This window comes from Halomonas sp. H10-9-1 (assembly GCF_040147005.1).
Taxonomy (GTDB): domain Bacteria; phylum Pseudomonadota; class Gammaproteobacteria; order Pseudomonadales; family Halomonadaceae; genus Halomonas.
The window spans coordinates 1,477,948-1,492,966 of sequence record NZ_JAMSHO010000001.1 but is presented as its reverse complement, the minus strand read 5'-3'; the positions used below and the strand labels follow the sequence as shown (position 1 = coordinate 1,492,966).

Below are 15,019 nucleotides of genomic sequence, written 5' to 3'. Positions count from 1 at the left end.
CCTTACAATTCTGTAAGGCAGAACTATATTCTTCAGGATGGAAAGCTAGAGGGCGGCCCGCGGCCCGTCAACGCCGCGCGGGCGAATTACGACCAAAGTTTGAGAGGGGGATGGCCCCGAGGGAGTCGCTTCAGTATGGCCCAAGATCGCGTGGAGGCCGTCGAGCGCGCGTTGACGGTACTGGAGGCGTTCGACGCCGACCGGCCGGTCATGAGCCTCGCCGAGCTGGCCCAGGCCACCGGCTTCTACAAGAGCACCCTGCTGCGCCTGCTGGGGTCGCTTTCGCGCTTCGACTATGTGCGCCGCGATGCCGACGGCCGCTGGCAGCTGGGCGAGACCCCCGCGCGCCTGGCACGGCGCCAGGATCCCGCCCGCCTGCTCGCCGCTCGTATCCAGCCGCTCCTCGAGCGCCTGGCGGCCCGCCTCGGCGAGACCGCCTCGCTGCTGGAGCAGGTGGGAGGACGTATCGAGTGCCGGCTGGCGGCGCTACCCGCCAGCGCCCTGCGCCATGATCTGCGCCCCGGCGTCACCTGGCCCCCGGCCACCCGCGGCTCACCCTGCCCCGCGCTTGCCGGTGGCGTGATGGTCGCCCATCCCCTGCCGGGGTCACCGCCCCGCTGGCTGGCGCTTTCGGGTCCCGAGGGGCGCCTGGTGACCGCTACTGCAGACCGGGCCCTGGCCGAGGCCATCCACCACCTGGACACTCCCCCCGGAGACGTTGTCGAGGAGCCGGCGCCATGAACCTGCTGCTGGTGGAAGATGATGCCCTGCTGGCCGACACCCTGCTGTCCCTGCTGCGCGACCACGGTCACCGGGTCGAACACCTGCCCCGTGGTGACACGGCCCTGGCGCGGCTCGCGGATCGCGAACACGGCATCGACCTGGTGCTACTCGACCTCAACCTGCCGGGAACCGGCGGCCTCGGGGTCCTGGAGGCACTACGCCGACACGACCGCGAGACCCCAGTGCTGGTGCTGACCGCGCGTGGCGCCGTGGAGGACCGCGTACGCGGCCTGGACCTGGGGGCCGATGACTACCTGGCCAAGCCCTTCGCCCTCGACGAACTGGAGGCCCGGGTCCGCGCCCTGCTGAGGCGTCACGCCCGCGCTACCCGCCTCACCCTGGGGCCGCTCGAGCTCGACGCCACCACCCTCGGCTTCACCATCGACGGCATCCCCTTCCCCCTTCCGCCCCGCGAGCAGCGCCTGCTGGCGTGCCTGCTGCGCCATGCCGGCGAACCCGTGGAGAAGGCGCGCCTCGCCGAGGAGGCCTTCGGCGGCGAGATGCTAGGTGACAACGCCATCGAGGTCTACGTGCACCGGCTGCGCAAGCGCCTGCCAGGAGAGCGCGTGGCGCTCAGGACGGTACGCGGCCTCGGCTACCTGCTGGAAGCCAAGCCGTGAACCTTGCCGGCAGCCTCTACGGGCGCCTGCTGGCCTGGCTGACCCTGCCGCTATTGACGCTGGGTGCCCTGCTGCTGCTGCAGGCCTGGCTCGAGGCCCGCAGCACCGCCGACCGTGCCTATGACCGCCTGCTCGACGCCGCCACCCTGGCGATCGCCGAACAGGTGCAGTGGCAGGACGAGCGGCTGTGGCTCGACCTGCCGCCAGCCGCCCTCGAGATGCTGGCGGGCGACGCCCAGGAGCGAGTCTTCTACTCCCTGGTGGACCAGCAGGGCCGCCACATCACCGGCAACGCCAAGCTGCCCGCGCATCCTGCCGAGAGCGCGCCCAGCGGCGATACCCTGCTCTACCGCGATATCGAATGGCACGGCATGGCCCTGCGCCAGGGCGTTCGCCGCTCACGCCTCGAGGACTGGCGCAGTGGAGAGCGATTCGAGGTGCGGGTTGCCCACACCCGCGAAGGGCGCGACGCCCTGCGCCTCGAGCTGCTGCGCAGCAACCTGGCCGGCATCCTGGCCATGGGGGCACTGGCGGTGGCCACCCTTCTGCTGGCCACCCGCACCGCACTCGAGCCGCTGACCCGGCTGCGTCACGCCATCCGCGCCCGGGATCCACGCACCCTGACCTCGCTCGACCTGGACCTGCCCCGGGAGCTCGCCGAACTGCGCGAGGCGCTCAACGAGCTGCTGGCACGCATGCGGCGGGTGCGCGCCAACCAGGAACGCTTCATCGGCGATGCCTCGCATCAGCTGCGCACGCCCCTCGCAGGCATCTCGGCACGTGCCGAGCTGGCCCTGCGCCGGCCGGAACCCGAGGAGTGGCGTGCCGCCCTGGAGACGGTGCACTCCACCAGCGAGCGAACCGCCCGGCTGGCCATGCAGCTGCTCTCGCTGACCCGCCTCGACAACCCCGAATACCGCCCCGAGCTTCACCCCCTCGACCTCAACCACTGCGTGCGCCAGGCGATTCGCGACCACTGGATGGCCTGCCACCAGGCCGGCATCGACCTGGGCGCCGACTGCCTGGCATCGCCGCTGCGCGTAGCGGCGAGCGAATGGCAGCTCCAGGAAGCCCTGGCCAATCTCATCGACAATTCACGCCGCTATGGCGCTCGCCGCATCACCCTGGGTGTCCTCAGCGACCCTCCCCGACTGTTCGTCGAGGATGACGGGCCAGGCATCCCGGCCGAGCGACGCCTGCTGGTCCTGCGCCCCTTTCACCGGGGACGCGATGACGGAGACGGCTCGGGGTTGGGTCTCGCCATCGTCGACGGCATTGCCCGCAACCACGGCGCTCGACTGAGTCTCGGCGAAGGCGCCGGCGGGGATGGGCTGCGGGTGGAGCTACGCTTTCCGGAGGCGCTGACATGAAGCACGCGATCGTTCGCCGGGCGCTCCTCGCCGCCCTCTGCCTGCTGCCGCTGATCGCCCTCGCCGGGCAGACCCTGCGACTGCCCGCCGAGGGCGATGCCGGCCCGACACGCTCGCTGGTGATTCATGCCGCCCTGGACCTGCCCCAGGCACGACCGCTGCTGGAAGCCTTCCATCGCCGTCACCCGGGAATCGAGCTGCGCTACCGGAACCTCACCACCCTGGCGCTGCATGAGCGCTTCCTCGCACACCCCGACGAGGTTGACGTCTTGATCTCCTCGGCCATGCCCTGGCAGTTCGCGCTGGCCAACGAGGGCCACGCCCGAGCGCTCGACAGCCCGCACCTCGACACCTGGCCGGCCTGGGCGCGCTGGCGCGACGAGCTGGTCGCCTTCACCTTCGAGCCCATCGTCATGGTGGTTCGCCGCGAGCTGGCAGAGCTCGCCCCCCCACCACGCAACCACGCCGAACTGCTGGCGCTGCTGCATACCCAGCGCCAGCCACTGGCGGGACGCGTGGCCAGCTATGACCCGGTGCGCAGCGGCGCAGGCTATGCCTATGCCATGCAGGAGTCGCGACTCTCGCCGCGCTACTGGGATCTGGTGGCCGCCCTGGGTGGCGTCGAGGCGGAGCTGGTGGAGACCACCGGGGCGATGCTCGATGGCCTTGCTGAGGGTCGTTTCCTGGTCGGCTACAACCTGCTCGGCAGCTATGCCGCCCCCATCGTGGCGGCGGCCCCGGATCTCGAGATGATCATTCCCGATGACTACGCCCTGGTCAGCCAGCGCCTGGCCTTCGTGCCGCGTCGCGCGCCGAACCCGGAAAACGCGAGCCTGTTCATGGATTTCCTGATCAGCCTGGAGGGCCAACGCACGCTGGCCGAAGAGACCTCGCTGGGCGCCATCCACCCCGCATTGACTGGCCCGGGTAGCGCCACCGCACTGCGCGAGCGATTCGGCAACGCCCTGCGTCCACCGGGCCTGGGCCCCAGCCTGCTCGCCGGCCTCGACCGTCTCAAGCGCCAGGCGCTACTGGCGCGCTGGCAGCGCGAGTTTCGCCGCCCGCTCGGCGCTGGCCAAAACGGCGCCTCCGACTAGCCGCGGCGCCCGGTGGTTTCCCAGCCGGCGGTTCCGGCCTGGGCCGTCTCGAACCAGGCCAGGCGGTCATGCAACGCCACCACGCCACCGACGATGATCAGGGTGGGCGGCTTGACGCCGACCCCGAGCAGCTCCCCCGGCAGGCTGGCAAGGCTCGCCCGGTGCACTCGCTGACGGGCCGTGGAGCCCTGTTCGATCAGCGCCACCGGGGTCTCGCCCGGCAGGCCGTGAGCGACCAACTGACGGCAGATCTCGGGCAGGCCATGCAGGCCCATGTAGAAGACCAGGGTCTGGCCTCGACTCGCCAGCGCCGGCCAGTCGAGATCGGCACTACCGTTCTTGAGGTGGCCGGTGATGAAGCGCACCGACTGGGCGTAGTCGCGGTGGGTCAGCGGAATGCCGGCGTAGGCGGCGCAGCCCGAGGCGGCGGTGATGCCGGGGATCACCTCGAAGTCAACGCCGGCCTCGGCCAGGCGTTCGAGCTCCTCGCCGCCGCGCCCGAAGATGAAGGGGTCACCGCCCTTGAGGCGCACCACCCGCTTGCCTTGGCATGCCCAGTCGACCAGCGCCTGGTTGATCTCGGCCTGGGGCAGGCTATGGAAGGATCGCGCCTTGCCGACATACAGCCGCCGGGCGGCGGGATTGGCCATGGCCAGCACCTCGGGGCTCACCAGGCGGTCATGGAGGATGACCTCGGCCGCCTCGAGACGCCGCAGCGCCTTGAGGGTCAGCAGCTCGGGGTCGCCGGGGCCCGCGCCCACCAGGCTGACCATGCCCCGCGGCTTGGCTTGCGCCGGGGCGCCCCCCCCGTGGGTCTCTGTCGGCACTCATTCGGCTCCCTCTCGTGATCCGGCATCATCCGTCAGGGTGGGGCGCAGCCTGGGGCTGGCCAGCTCCCCCACCAGGGCGAAGAGCAACAGCAGCCCCAGCAGGATGGGCCAGTGTGAACCGAACTCCACGGCCACGATACCCAGGGCATCCACGAAGATTACCAGGATCCCCAGGGGGCTGACGTAGCGCACCATGAACAGCCACAGGGCATGCCAGGCCGAGCCCAGCTGCAGCTCCTCGTGGAGCGGGGCCGCGCGCAGCACGAAACCGACCAGCAGCGCCATGCCCAGGCCGCCCAGCGGCATCATCCAGCGCGAGGTGAGGTAGTCGAGCCAGTCGAACAGGTGGCGGCCGGCCAGGGTCCAGTCGGCACCGACGTTGAAGGAGAGCATCGCCAGGGTGCTGATCACCCACAGCACGCCACCCGCCGTCCAGGCCGCGGCGCGACGCGAGAGCCCCCGGTGGTCGCATAGCCAGGAGACGGTGGCCTCGATCATCGAGATCGACGAGGTCAGCGCCGCCATGGAGAGCATGACGAAGAACAGCACGCCGAACAGGGTGCCCAGGGGCATGGCCTGAAAGGCCAACGGCAGGCTCATGAAGATCAGCCCCGGACCTTCGCCGGGATTCATGCCATTGGCAAAGATGGCCGGGAAGATCGCCAGCCCCGCCATCAGCGCCACCAGGGTGTCGGCCACCGCCACCGTCAGGGTCGTGCGGGCAATGGAGGTATGCGCCGGCAGGTAGCTGCCGTAGGTCAGGATGGCACCCGCGGCCAGCGACAGCGTGAAGAAGGCGTGTCCCAGGGCCGCCAGCAAGCCGTCACTGGAGAGCGAGCCGGCGTCGAAGACGAACATGAAGCGCACGGCATCGGCGAAGCCGCCGGAGAACACGCCATACAGGATCAGCACCAGCAGCATCACCACCATGCCGGGCATCATCCAACCGACGCTCTTCTCGATGCCGCCCTGCACGCCCTTGCCGACGATGACCATGGTAACCACCGTCACCAGGGTGCTCCAGAACCCCAGGTTCAGGGGGCTTGCGTTGTTGGCCGCGAAGATCGCCAGCATGTCGTCGACGCTACCACCGGCCAGGCCACCGGTGAGCATCTTCCACAGGTAGGCAAAGGACCAGCCGGCCACCACCACATAGAAGCACAGGATCAGGAAGCCACAGAGCATCGCCATCCAGCCCAGCAGCGACCAGGCCGCCGAGCGCCCCGACTCGGCGGCCACGCGGCGAACCGCATCGATGGGGCTGCCTCGGCCGCGTCGCCCCAGTGCGATCTCGGCCATCATCAGCGGCACCCCAAGCGCCAGGATGCAGACCAGATAGACCAGCACGAAGGCGCCACCGCCATACTCGCCGGTCATGTAAGGAAACTTCCAGATATTGCCCAGGCCCACCGCCGAGCCGGTGGCCGCCAGCACGAAGCCCCAGCGGCCCAGCCACTGGATACGGGGTTGCGTCGTCGTCATCTCATGCCCGTCGGTCGAGGAATCACAGCCATGCCATAAGCCGCGTATTGTGCCGGATTTTTCCCTCGCTGGCAGGCTCAACTATGCTCAATACCCGAGACCTTGAACTCGGAGCCTGCCATGACCAGTGGTCCTCGGGTCGGCCCCATTGCCCTACCCGACACTCGAGCACGCCGCATCGTTCAGGAACTGCTCGAGGGTGCCGGCGTCACCCTCAACGGCGATGCCCCCCAGGATCTGCGCATCTACCACCCCGACTTCTTTGCGCGGGTGCTGCACCAGGGCACCCTGGGCCTCGGCGAGGCCTACATGGACGGCTGGTGGGAGTGCCAGCGCATCGATGAGATGGCCTACCGGCTACTGCGCCACGGCCTCGCTGAGCGCGCCCACACCCCCTCTGAGCGGCTGATGTATCGCCTCCAGGCCGGCTTCTTCAACCTGCAGAGCCGGGCGCGGGCCTATATCGTCGGCGAGGCCCACTACGACCTCGGCAACGACCTCTTCGAGCGCATGCTCGACCCCACCATGTGCTACTCCTGCGGCTACTGGAAAGAGGCCGATACCCTGCACCAGGCCCAGCGCGCCAAGCTCGAGCTCGCCTGTCGCAAGCTCGCGCTGGCACCGGGCATGCGCGTGCTGGACATCGGTTGCGGCTGGGGCAGCTTCGCCGAACACGCCGCGCGCCACCACGGCGTGGAGGTGGTCGGCATCACCATCTCCCGGGAGCAGGCGGCGCTGGCCCGGGAGCGCTGCGCGGGGCTTCCGGTGAGCATCGAGCTCCAGGACTACCGCGACCTCGAGGGCAGCTTCGACCGCATCGTCTCCATCGGCATGTTCGAGCATGTGGGCCACCGCAACTACCCCACCTACTTCGCCACCGTGGAGCGGCTGCTCGAAGCCGAGGGGCTCTTCCTGCTGCACACCATCGGCTCCAACCACTCCGAGATCACCGCCGACCCCTGGATCAACAAGTACATCTTCCCCAACGGGGTGCTGCCGTCGGCGATGCAGATCGCCCGTGCCAGCGAGCCGCATCTGCTGATGGAGGACTGGCAGAACTTCGGCCCGGACTACGACCGCACCCTGATGGCGTGGCTGGCCAACGTCGATGCCCACTGGCCGGAGATCGCCCACCGCTACCGCGAGCGTACCCGGCGCATGTTCCGCTACTACCTTTCCGCGTGTGCCGGTGCCTTCCGGGCCCGTCATCTGCAGCTATGGCAGATAGCCTTCTCCCGGGACCGTGCCCGGCGCTATGATGCACCACGCTGACCAACGTCGCCCTCCCGACAAGGGGCAGGAAACGCCAAGTTGTCAGCGATCTCCTACATCGTCAGGCGGAGCCCCATCAGCGCACGACGACAGGAAATCAGAGTAGACTTGTCGCAAGGCCGGCCACTGGGCCGCGCCCACCATAACCAGAACACCACCCGTACGCAGCGGGACACTGAACAAGGAACCCCGCATGACGTCGAGCACAGTCATGCCGGGCGGGAGGGAGGCTGATGCCGCGGCCATCGACCGGCTGCCCGGGGTCATCTTCCAACTGCACCGTCACCATGACGGGCGGCTACGTTTCCCCTACCTGGCCGGCGGCGGCGTCCGCCTGATCGGCATCGCCCCGGAGCGACTCGCCGAGGATGCCCGCCCTGCCCTGGACCGCCTGGTCGAAGAGGATTACCCACGCCTGATGGCGGCACTGGAGCGCTCGGTGCGCGGACAGACTCCAGTGAGCACCCGCTTCCGGCTGCCCCTCAAGGGACACGGCATGCGCTGGGTCGCCCTGCGCGCCCAGCCCACCCCCGCCAAGGATGGCGTGCTGTGGCACGGCATGCTGATGGACATCTCCGAGCAGGTGGCCGAGGAGGCTCGCCTGCGCCGCCTCTCCGACACCGACGACCTCACCGGCGTCGCCAATCGCCGCTGCCTGATGGCGCGTCTCGAGGAGGCCGTGTCACTCAGCAACCGACACACCACGCCGCTGTCGCTGATGATCCTCGACATCGACCACTTCAAGAGCATCAACGACACCTACGGCCACCTCCAGGGCGACGAGGTACTGCACGAGGTAGCGCGCCTCTGCCAGGAGACGCTGCGGGAGGAGGACCTGGTAGCACGCATGGGGGGCGAGGAGTTCGCCCTGCTGCTGCCGCTGACGCCGAAATGCCGTGCACTGGTCCTGGCGGAGCGGCTGTGCGACGCGATCGCCGGGCACGACTTCGGCGTGGAGAATCCCGTCACGGTCAGCATCGGCATCGCCGAACACCGCATCGGCGAGGAGCACCGTCAGCTAATCGCGCGTGCCGACCACCGGCTCTACGCCGCCAAGGGCGACGGCCGCAACCGCGCCCTGGCGGATGCCTGAAACCAGACGCGCCCAGGCGGACGCCTGAGACCAGAGTGGCCCGGCGCGAGGAAGACAACGGCGGCCAAGGCACCTATACTGGACATTCATCCATACAAAGCGCCCCGCCATGATCGACGAGACCCTCCTGCAGCGCTTCGGCTACGCCGACTTTCGCCCCGGCCAGCGCCCGGTGATCGAGGCGGTGGTGGCGGGCCGCTCGGCGGCGGCGATCTTCCCCACCGGCTCCGGGAAGTCGCTTTGCTACCAACTCCCCGCCCTGCACCTGCCTCACCTCACCCTGGTGATCTCACCGCTGCTGGCGCTGATGCAGGACCAGCTCGCCTTCCTCGAACGCCACGGTATCCCCGCGGCCAGCATTGATTCGGGGCAGAGTCGCGAAGAGGCCGCCGCGGTGATGGCCGGGGTCGAGCGCGGCGAGATCCGTATCCTGATGATCTCGGTGGAGCGCCTCAAGAACGAGCGCTTCCGTGCCTTCATCCGCCGGGTGCCGATCTCGCTGATGGTGGTGGACGAGGCCCACTGCATCTCCGAGTGGGGCCACAACTTCCGCCCCGACTACCTCAAGCTGCCGGACTACCAGCGCGAGTTCGGCATTCCCCAGGCGCTACTGCTCACCGCCACGGCCACCCCGCGGGTGATCGACGACATGCGCCGTCGCTTCGCCATCGCGGCCTCCGACGTCACCACCACCGGCTTCTACCGGGCGAACCTCGACCTCACGGTGGCCCCGGTGGCCGCCGACGCCCGCCCTCGGGCACTGGCCGCGTGGCTCCAGGCGCGGCGCGACGATGCCCCCTTCCCCACCATCGTCTATGTCACCCTGCAGCAGACCGCCGAGCGACTCGCCGCCTACCTGGGCAAGGCCAACATCTCCGCCACCGCCTACCATGCGGGGCTGGAGGCCGCCAAGCGCGAGGCGATCCAGCGCGACTTCATGGCCGGACAGACGGACTGCATCGTCGCCACCATCGCCTTCGGCATGGGCATCGACAAGGCCGATATCCGCGCCGTGGTGCACTTCGACCTGCCCAAGTCCATCGAGAACTACAGCCAGGAGATCGGCCGGGCGGGCCGGGACGGCCAGCCCTCGGAGTGCCTGATGCTGGCCGGGCGCGATACCCTCGGCGTGCTGGAGTCCTTCGTCTACGGCGACACCCCGGAGCGCCACGGCATCCGCCGGGTGATCGACGAGCTGCGCGCCGCCGGGACACGCTGGGAGCTGACCCTCAACGCCCTCTCCCAGCACGCCAACATCCGGCCGCTGCCGCTCAAGACCCTGCTGGTACAGCTGGAGCTGCGTGGCATCATCCAGCCCCGCCACGCCTACTTCGCCGACTACCGCTTCAAGCTGCATGGCGAGCCCGAGGCCCTGGTGGTCCGCTTCCAGGGAGAGCGCCAGGCCTTCGTCCAGGCGATCCTCGACGCGGCCCGCAAGGCGCGCACCTGGCACGAACTCGACTTCGCGGCCCTGGAGGCCCTCGGCCGGGAACGCGGCCTCGACACCTCGCGCGCCCGGGTGATCACCGCTCTGGATTACTTCGTCGACAAGGGCTGGATCGAACTCCAGAGCCGCCAGCTCACCGAGGTCTACGAGGTGATGCGCGCCGAGTTCGACCCGCAAGCGCTGACCGGGGAGCTCCACGCCTACTTTCACGACAAGGAGGCCGCCGAGATCGCCCGGCTGCACGCCATGCTCGCGCTCTTCGAGAGCGAGCGCTGCCTGAGCCGCCGCCTGGCCGAGTGGTTCGGCGACCAGCGGGCCCCCGAGCGCTGCTGCCACTGCTCGGCCTGCCGCGGCCAGCCCGCCCGGCTACCCCAGGGGGCCGAGCGTGCCCCGCTGGAGGAGCGCTCCCCTGGAGAGCTGCTCAGTGAGCTCGTGGCTCGCCTGGCCCACCAGGGCGAAGGCCACCCCGCCACGCCGGACCTGCTGGCCCGCTTCCTGTGCGGGATCACCACGCCGCTCTTCACCCGGCTCAAGGCTCGCCAGCTGGCGGGCTTCGCGGCCCTGGAGGGCTACCCCTACGCCGAGGTCCGCGACTGGCTATCGGCCCATGGCGAAACCGATTCGGTGCCATAAGCCCCGGCGCCGGAGCGCGCGCCTCCTGGCTCCAGCACTTGACGCCACGCGCCGCCTCCACGACCTTTCGGGGTGAACCCCCGATCCAGGAGACGACCATGGGCCAGCTTTCCAGAGAGTCCTGCGAGGCCTGCCGCGTCGGCGCCCCGACGGTCACCGAGGAGGAGATGAAGGCGCTTGGCAACGCGGTTCCCGAGTGGCGGATCGTCGAGCGCGATGGCATCATGAAGCTTGAACGAACCTTCACGTTCAAGGATTTCGTGCAGGCCCTGGACTTCACCAACCGCGTCGGCGATCTCGCCCAGCAGGCGGATCACCACCCGGCCCTGCTGACCGAATGGGGCCGGGTCACCGTGACCTGGTGGTCACACAAGATCAAGGGGCTGCACCGCAATGACTTCATTCTTGCCGCCAGAACCGATGAGGTAGCGAAATAAATGTTCGAACACATTGAGCGGGTTCCCGGGGATGCCATCCTCGGTCTGATCGAGGCCTTCAAGAAGGACACCAATCCTCAGAAGGTCGATCTCGGCGTCGGCGTCTACAAGGACGCCCAGGGCAATACCCCGGTGATGCGCGCCGTCAAGGAAGCCGAGGCCCTGCTGCTCAAGAACGAGACCACCAAGACCTACATCGGCTCCCACGGGGCGCTGGAGTATGGCGCGGCGATCCTGCCCATGGTGTTCGGCGAGGGTTCGCCGGTACTCGCGGCCGGTCGCGCCAGCGCCACCCAGTCCCCCGGCGGCACCGGCGCCCTGCGCCTGGCGGCGGACTTCATCGCCAAGATGCTGCCCGGCAAGGGCATCTGGCTCTCCGACCCCACCTGGCCCAACCACCACGGCATCTTCACCGCCGCGGGCATCGAGCTGCACAAGTACCCCTACGTGGACGCCGAGAACCGCCTGGACTTCGACGGCATGCTCGGTGCGCTCAAGCAGATTCCACACGGCGACGTGGTGCTGCTGCACGCCTGCTGCCACAACCCCACCGGTTTCGACCTCTCCCAGGCCCAGTGGCAGCAGGTACTGGAAGTGGTTCGCGAGCGCAACCTGCTGCCGCTGGTCGACTTCGCCTACCAGGGCTTCGGCGAAGGCCTGGACGAGGACGCCTACGGGGTGCGCCTGCTGGCCGAGAGCCTCGACGAGGTGATCATCACCAGCTCCTGTTCCAAGAACTTCGGCATCTACTGCGAGCGCACCGGCTGCCTGATCATGGTGGCGAAGGATGCCGAGCAGATGGAGAATGTGCGCTCCCAGGTGGCCATCGTCGCCCGTGAGAACTACTCCAACCCGCCGGCCCACGGCGGCGCCATCGTCAGCGAGATCCTGCACTCCGCGGAGCTCGCCGTCATCTGGCGCGAGGAGCTCACCGAGATGCGCGACCGCATCAATACCCTGCGTCGCGACTTCGTCGAGGCGCTGGCACCCTACGGCCTGGACCAGAAGTATGCGCATATCGCCGAGCAGCGCGGCATGTTCAGCTACACCGGCCTGACGCCGGAGCAGGTCGACCGCCTGCGCGACGAGTTCGGCATCTACATGGTGCGCTCCGGCCGCGCCAACGTGGCAGGTTTCTCCCACGCGAACCTGCCCTACCTGGCCAAGGCGGTTGCCGCGGTCAACTGATCGCCGCGCCTGCATCGCCACCAGACGCCCGGGCCCTGCCCGGGCGTCTGCGTTTCGGGTAGAATTCTCGCCCTCCAGAGTCATCGATCCATCGCCGCCGGGGCCCGGGGCGCCACGCGGCACCCGTGGAACGGCCAGGTTTGACCAAACAGTCAGGTTTCAGCCAGACTGCCTCTCGGCCTTGTTCCAATAACCCAACAATCAAGAGGCTCCACCATGGCGGCTCCCCCCGTGCACTACCCCTGGTACAAGAAGGAGGATACCGACGCCTTCTTCGCCCTGTTCCAGAACAACATCGCCAACTTCGTGATCATCGCCATCACCATGCTCGGCATGGAGTTTCCCGCATCCATCGTCTTCGGGCAGGTGCTGCCCGGCGCCGCCGTGGCGGTGATGGTGGGCAACTTCTACTACGCCTGGAGCGCGGCGCGCCTGGCCCGCAAGGAGAACCGTGCCGACGTCACCGCCCTCTCCTACGGCATCTCCACTCCGGTGATGTTTGTCTTCCTGTTCGGCGTGCTGCTCCCTGCCAAGCAGCTCACCGGCGACCCGGAGCTGGCCTGGAAGGTGGCGGTGGCGGCCTGCTTCATCAGCGGCGCCATCGAAGCCGCCATCAGCCTGATCGGCCGCTGGGTGCAACACCACCTGCCGCGGGCGGCGATGCTGGGGGCGGTCGCTGGCGTTGCCTTGACCTTTATCGCCGGTGAGATGCTCTTCAAGACCCTGGAGATACCGGTGATCGGCCTGCTAGTGCTGGCGATCATCATCGTCGGCCTGGTGGCCCGGGTCAGCATGCCGCTGCGCCTGCCCACCTCGCTGTTCGCCATCGTGGTGGGCACCGCCATGGCCTACCTGATCGGCGACGCCGGCGGCGAGCGCTTCAGCGATGCCTTCACCCACCTGGGCTTCTACCCGCTGATGCCCAACCTGGCCTGGTTCGAGGGCCTGGGGCTGCTGTTCACCGGCATGCTGGCGGTGCTCACTGTGGTGCTGCCGATCACGCTGTACAACGCCATCGAGACCATGAACAACGTCGAGGCCATGGAGGCCGCCGGCGACAAGTACGACGTGCGCGAGTGCCAAGCGGTGGATGGCGTGGGCACCATGCTCGGCGCCCTGTTCGGCGGGGTCTTCCCGACCACCGTCTATATCGCCACCGTGGGCGCCAAGTGGATGGGCGCCGGCCGTGGCTACAGCATCCTCAATGGCGCCGTCTATGCCATCGCCACCATGTTTGGGCTGATCGCGGCACTGGCCGCCATCATCCCGGTCTCGGTGGTGGCGCCGATCCTGGTGTTCGTCGGCATGTCGATGATCGCCACCGCCTTCCAGTCCAACGACACCCGCTACTACCCGGCGGTGGCGCTGGCCATGCTGCCCTACTTCGCCAACTACGTGATGACCCGCTTCAACCGCGCTGCCGAGGAGACGGTTGCCGGCATCTCCAGCGGCGTGGTGCCCCTGGGCCAGGGCGCCATGTTCACGGCGATCTTCCTCGGGGCCATGACGGTGGCCGTGATTGATCACCAGTTCCGCCGCGCCGCCGCCTTCGCCGTCGTGGCCGCGGGCTTCTCCTTCGTGGGGCTGATGCACGCGCCGAAGCTCGCCTTCAATGCCGCCGGTGACTACACCCTGGGCTACCTGGTGATGGGTGGGCTGTTCCTCTACTTCGCCTGGCAGGAGCGTCGCCAGGCGGCAGGCGCTCCCGCCGCCCGGCCACGCTGAGCGGTATCACGGCCGCCACAGACGACTCGCCCCGCCGATTGGCGGGGCGAGTCGTTCAGGACTGCCGCGTGCCGCGGCACTGCCTCACTTCCAGAAGTCGCGGATCGAGGCGACCCCCTGGGCCCCCACGGCGCGGGCGTGGTTGGCATCGAAGCGGGTCATGCCACCCAGCGCAAAGACCGGCATGGCGGCGCGCTCCACCAGCTCCTGGAAATCGTGCCAGCCCACGGGCGGCACGTCGGGATGCGACGGCGTGGTCCGCAGCGGCGAGAGGGTCACGAAGTCACAGCCCAGCCTGCCGGCCTGGACGAGCTGCTCGCGGTCGTGGGTCGAGGCGGAGAGCCATTTGCCCTCGGCGATGGGGCGCCGCTCCAGCTGCATCAGTCGTTCGCTGGTCAGGTGGATGCCATCGGCATCCACCGACTCGAGCAGCCCAGGCTCCCCGTTGAGCAGCAAGCGTGCGCCGTGCCGGCGACAACGCGCCAGGGCGGACTCCGCGCGCGCCAGGAAGGCGGCGTCATCCAGCTGCTTGGCACGCAGCTGCACCAGGCGTACACCGTCCTCTACCAGGGCGCGCTCGAGACGCTGGTCAAACAGCCCCTCGTCCTCCTCCTCGCCGGTGATGAGGTACTCGGTGGGCAGCATCACCGCACGCAGGATCGGCAGGTTGGCCGCCGGAAAGGGGTAGTTGACCAGGTCCTTCATTGGCACCCAGCGCACCGCCTGGCCCTCGCGGCCGAAGGGCTCACCGGAGAATTCATGGACCTGCCACACATCGAGCAGGATATGCTTGTCGGGGTACTCGTGATGGATGCGAATCAGCGGCTGGGAGCGCCGTATCTCGACGCCCAGCTCCTCGTGGAGCTCACGCTTCAACCCCCCCAGGCCCGTCTCGTAAGGCGCCAGCTTGCCGCCGGGAAACTCCCAGAGTCCACCATGATCGACGTTACTGGGCCGGCGTGCGATCAGTACCTCGCGCCCGTCGGCGCTGATGATGGCCGCCGCCGCCACATGCACCCTTCTCTTCACCATTGCGTTCATT

Annotated in this window: 13 protein-coding genes; 10 read left to right on the top strand and 3 right to left on the bottom strand. The window is 68.6% G+C overall.

Annotated features, from left to right (window positions below):
* Positions 1-135 precede the first annotated feature (135 nt).
* Genes NFH66_RS06790 through NFH66_RS06775 form a run of 4 tightly spaced genes read left to right on the top strand, consistent with a single transcriptional unit; the run spans position 136 to position 3,870 of the window.
* Positions 136-741, top strand: a complete 606-nt coding sequence (locus tag NFH66_RS06790) for a helix-turn-helix domain-containing protein (protein WP_349609342.1) — start codon at positions 136-138, stop codon at positions 739-741.
* Complete coding sequence (locus NFH66_RS06785) at positions 738-1,403, top strand: response regulator transcription factor (RefSeq protein ID WP_349609339.1); 666 nt, start codon at positions 738-740, stop codon at positions 1,401-1,403. Before NFH66_RS06790 ends, NFH66_RS06785 begins: the two co-directional genes overlap by 4 nt.
* Positions 1,400-2,773 carry a sensor histidine kinase gene (locus tag NFH66_RS06780; protein WP_349609338.1) on the top strand — a complete coding sequence of 458 codons (1,374 nt, stop codon included), beginning with the start codon at positions 1,400-1,402 and terminating at the stop codon, positions 2,771-2,773. The genes NFH66_RS06785 and NFH66_RS06780 overlap by 4 nt, the downstream gene beginning before the upstream one ends.
* Positions 2,770-3,870, top strand: coding sequence for an ABC transporter substrate-binding protein (locus NFH66_RS06775; protein ID WP_349609337.1), 1,101 nt, complete (start codon positions 2,770-2,772; stop codon positions 3,868-3,870). Before NFH66_RS06780 ends, NFH66_RS06775 begins: the two co-directional genes overlap by 4 nt.
* Here the strand turns inward: NFH66_RS06775 and cobA are convergent.
* Entirely contained in the window at positions 3,867-4,643 is a 777-nt protein-coding gene (gene cobA / locus NFH66_RS06770; protein ID WP_349611678.1) for a uroporphyrinogen-III C-methyltransferase, read from the bottom strand. The two genes, NFH66_RS06775 and cobA, sit on opposite strands and share 4 nt — an antisense overlap.
* A 54-nt stretch (positions 4,644-4,697) precedes the next feature.
* Positions 4,698-6,182 carry a sodium-dependent transporter gene (locus NFH66_RS06765; protein ID WP_349609334.1) on the bottom strand — a complete coding sequence of 495 codons (1,485 nt, stop codon included), beginning with the start codon at positions 6,180-6,182 and terminating at the stop codon, positions 4,698-4,700.
* Positions 6,183-6,302: 120 nt separating this feature from the next.
* On the opposite strand from NFH66_RS06765, the gene cfa reads away from it, so the two are divergent.
* The 6 genes from cfa to NFH66_RS06735 all read left to right on the top strand — a co-directional run bounded on the left by cfa (position 6,303) and on the right by NFH66_RS06735 (position 13,977).
* A complete protein-coding gene (gene cfa / locus NFH66_RS06760; protein WP_349609332.1) occupies positions 6,303-7,454 on the top strand; it encodes a cyclopropane fatty acyl phospholipid synthase in 1,152 nt (383 codons plus the stop codon).
* Positions 7,455-7,647: 193 nt separating this feature from the next.
* Positions 7,648-8,547: a GGDEF domain-containing protein gene (locus tag NFH66_RS06755; RefSeq protein WP_349609331.1), complete on the top strand. Its 900-nt coding sequence runs from the start codon at positions 7,648-7,650 to the stop codon at positions 8,545-8,547.
* A gap of 109 nt (positions 8,548-8,656) precedes the next feature.
* Positions 8,657-10,627: a RecQ family ATP-dependent DNA helicase gene (locus NFH66_RS06750; RefSeq protein WP_349609329.1), complete on the top strand. Its 1,971-nt coding sequence runs from the start codon at positions 8,657-8,659 to the stop codon at positions 10,625-10,627.
* A gap of 98 nt (positions 10,628-10,725) precedes the next feature.
* Complete coding sequence (locus NFH66_RS06745; protein WP_349609327.1) at positions 10,726-11,064, top strand: 4a-hydroxytetrahydrobiopterin dehydratase; 339 nt, start codon at positions 10,726-10,728, stop codon at positions 11,062-11,064.
* Complete coding sequence (locus NFH66_RS06740; protein WP_349609325.1) at positions 11,065-12,252, top strand: amino acid aminotransferase; 1,188 nt, start codon at positions 11,065-11,067, stop codon at positions 12,250-12,252. It abuts the gene before it with no gap.
* Between the two features lie 216 nt (positions 12,253-12,468).
* Positions 12,469-13,977, top strand: coding sequence for an NCS2 family permease (locus tag NFH66_RS06735; protein ID WP_349609323.1), 1,509 nt, complete (start codon positions 12,469-12,471; stop codon positions 13,975-13,977).
* Positions 13,978-14,061: 84 nt separating this feature from the next.
* Here the strand turns inward: NFH66_RS06735 and NFH66_RS06730 are convergent, their stop codons facing one another.
* On the bottom strand, positions 14,062-15,009 hold the full coding sequence (locus NFH66_RS06730) for a Nudix family hydrolase (protein ID WP_349611677.1): 948 nt from the start codon (positions 15,007-15,009) through the stop codon (positions 14,062-14,064).
* Positions 15,010-15,019: the final 10 nt, after the last annotated feature.

Coding starts and splice junctions, on each gene's coding strand:
- cfa (WP_349609332.1), top strand. CDS start 6,303: ATGACCAGTGGTCCTCGGGTCGGCCCCATTGCCCTACCCGACACTCGA.
- NFH66_RS06730 (WP_349611677.1), bottom strand. CDS start 15,009: ATGGTGAAGAGAAGGGTGCATGTGGCGGCGGCGGCCATCATCAGCGCC.
- NFH66_RS06785 (WP_349609339.1), top strand. CDS start 738: ATGAACCTGCTGCTGGTGGAAGATGATGCCCTGCTGGCCGACACCCTG.
- NFH66_RS06765 (WP_349609334.1), bottom strand. CDS start 6,182: ATGACGACGACGCAACCCCGTATCCAGTGGCTGGGCCGCTGGGGCTTC.
- NFH66_RS06745 (WP_349609327.1), top strand. CDS start 10,726: ATGGGCCAGCTTTCCAGAGAGTCCTGCGAGGCCTGCCGCGTCGGCGCC.
- NFH66_RS06775 (WP_349609337.1), top strand. CDS start 2,770: ATGAAGCACGCGATCGTTCGCCGGGCGCTCCTCGCCGCCCTCTGCCTG.
- NFH66_RS06750 (WP_349609329.1), top strand. CDS start 8,657: ATGATCGACGAGACCCTCCTGCAGCGCTTCGGCTACGCCGACTTTCGC.
- NFH66_RS06790 (WP_349609342.1), top strand. CDS start 136: ATGGCCCAAGATCGCGTGGAGGCCGTCGAGCGCGCGTTGACGGTACTG.
- NFH66_RS06740 (WP_349609325.1), top strand. CDS start 11,065: ATGTTCGAACACATTGAGCGGGTTCCCGGGGATGCCATCCTCGGTCTG.
- cobA (WP_349611678.1), bottom strand. CDS start 4,643: ATGGTCAGCCTGGTGGGCGCGGGCCCCGGCGACCCCGAGCTGCTGACC.
- NFH66_RS06755 (WP_349609331.1), top strand. CDS start 7,648: ATGACGTCGAGCACAGTCATGCCGGGCGGGAGGGAGGCTGATGCCGCG.
- NFH66_RS06735 (WP_349609323.1), top strand. CDS start 12,469: ATGGCGGCTCCCCCCGTGCACTACCCCTGGTACAAGAAGGAGGATACC.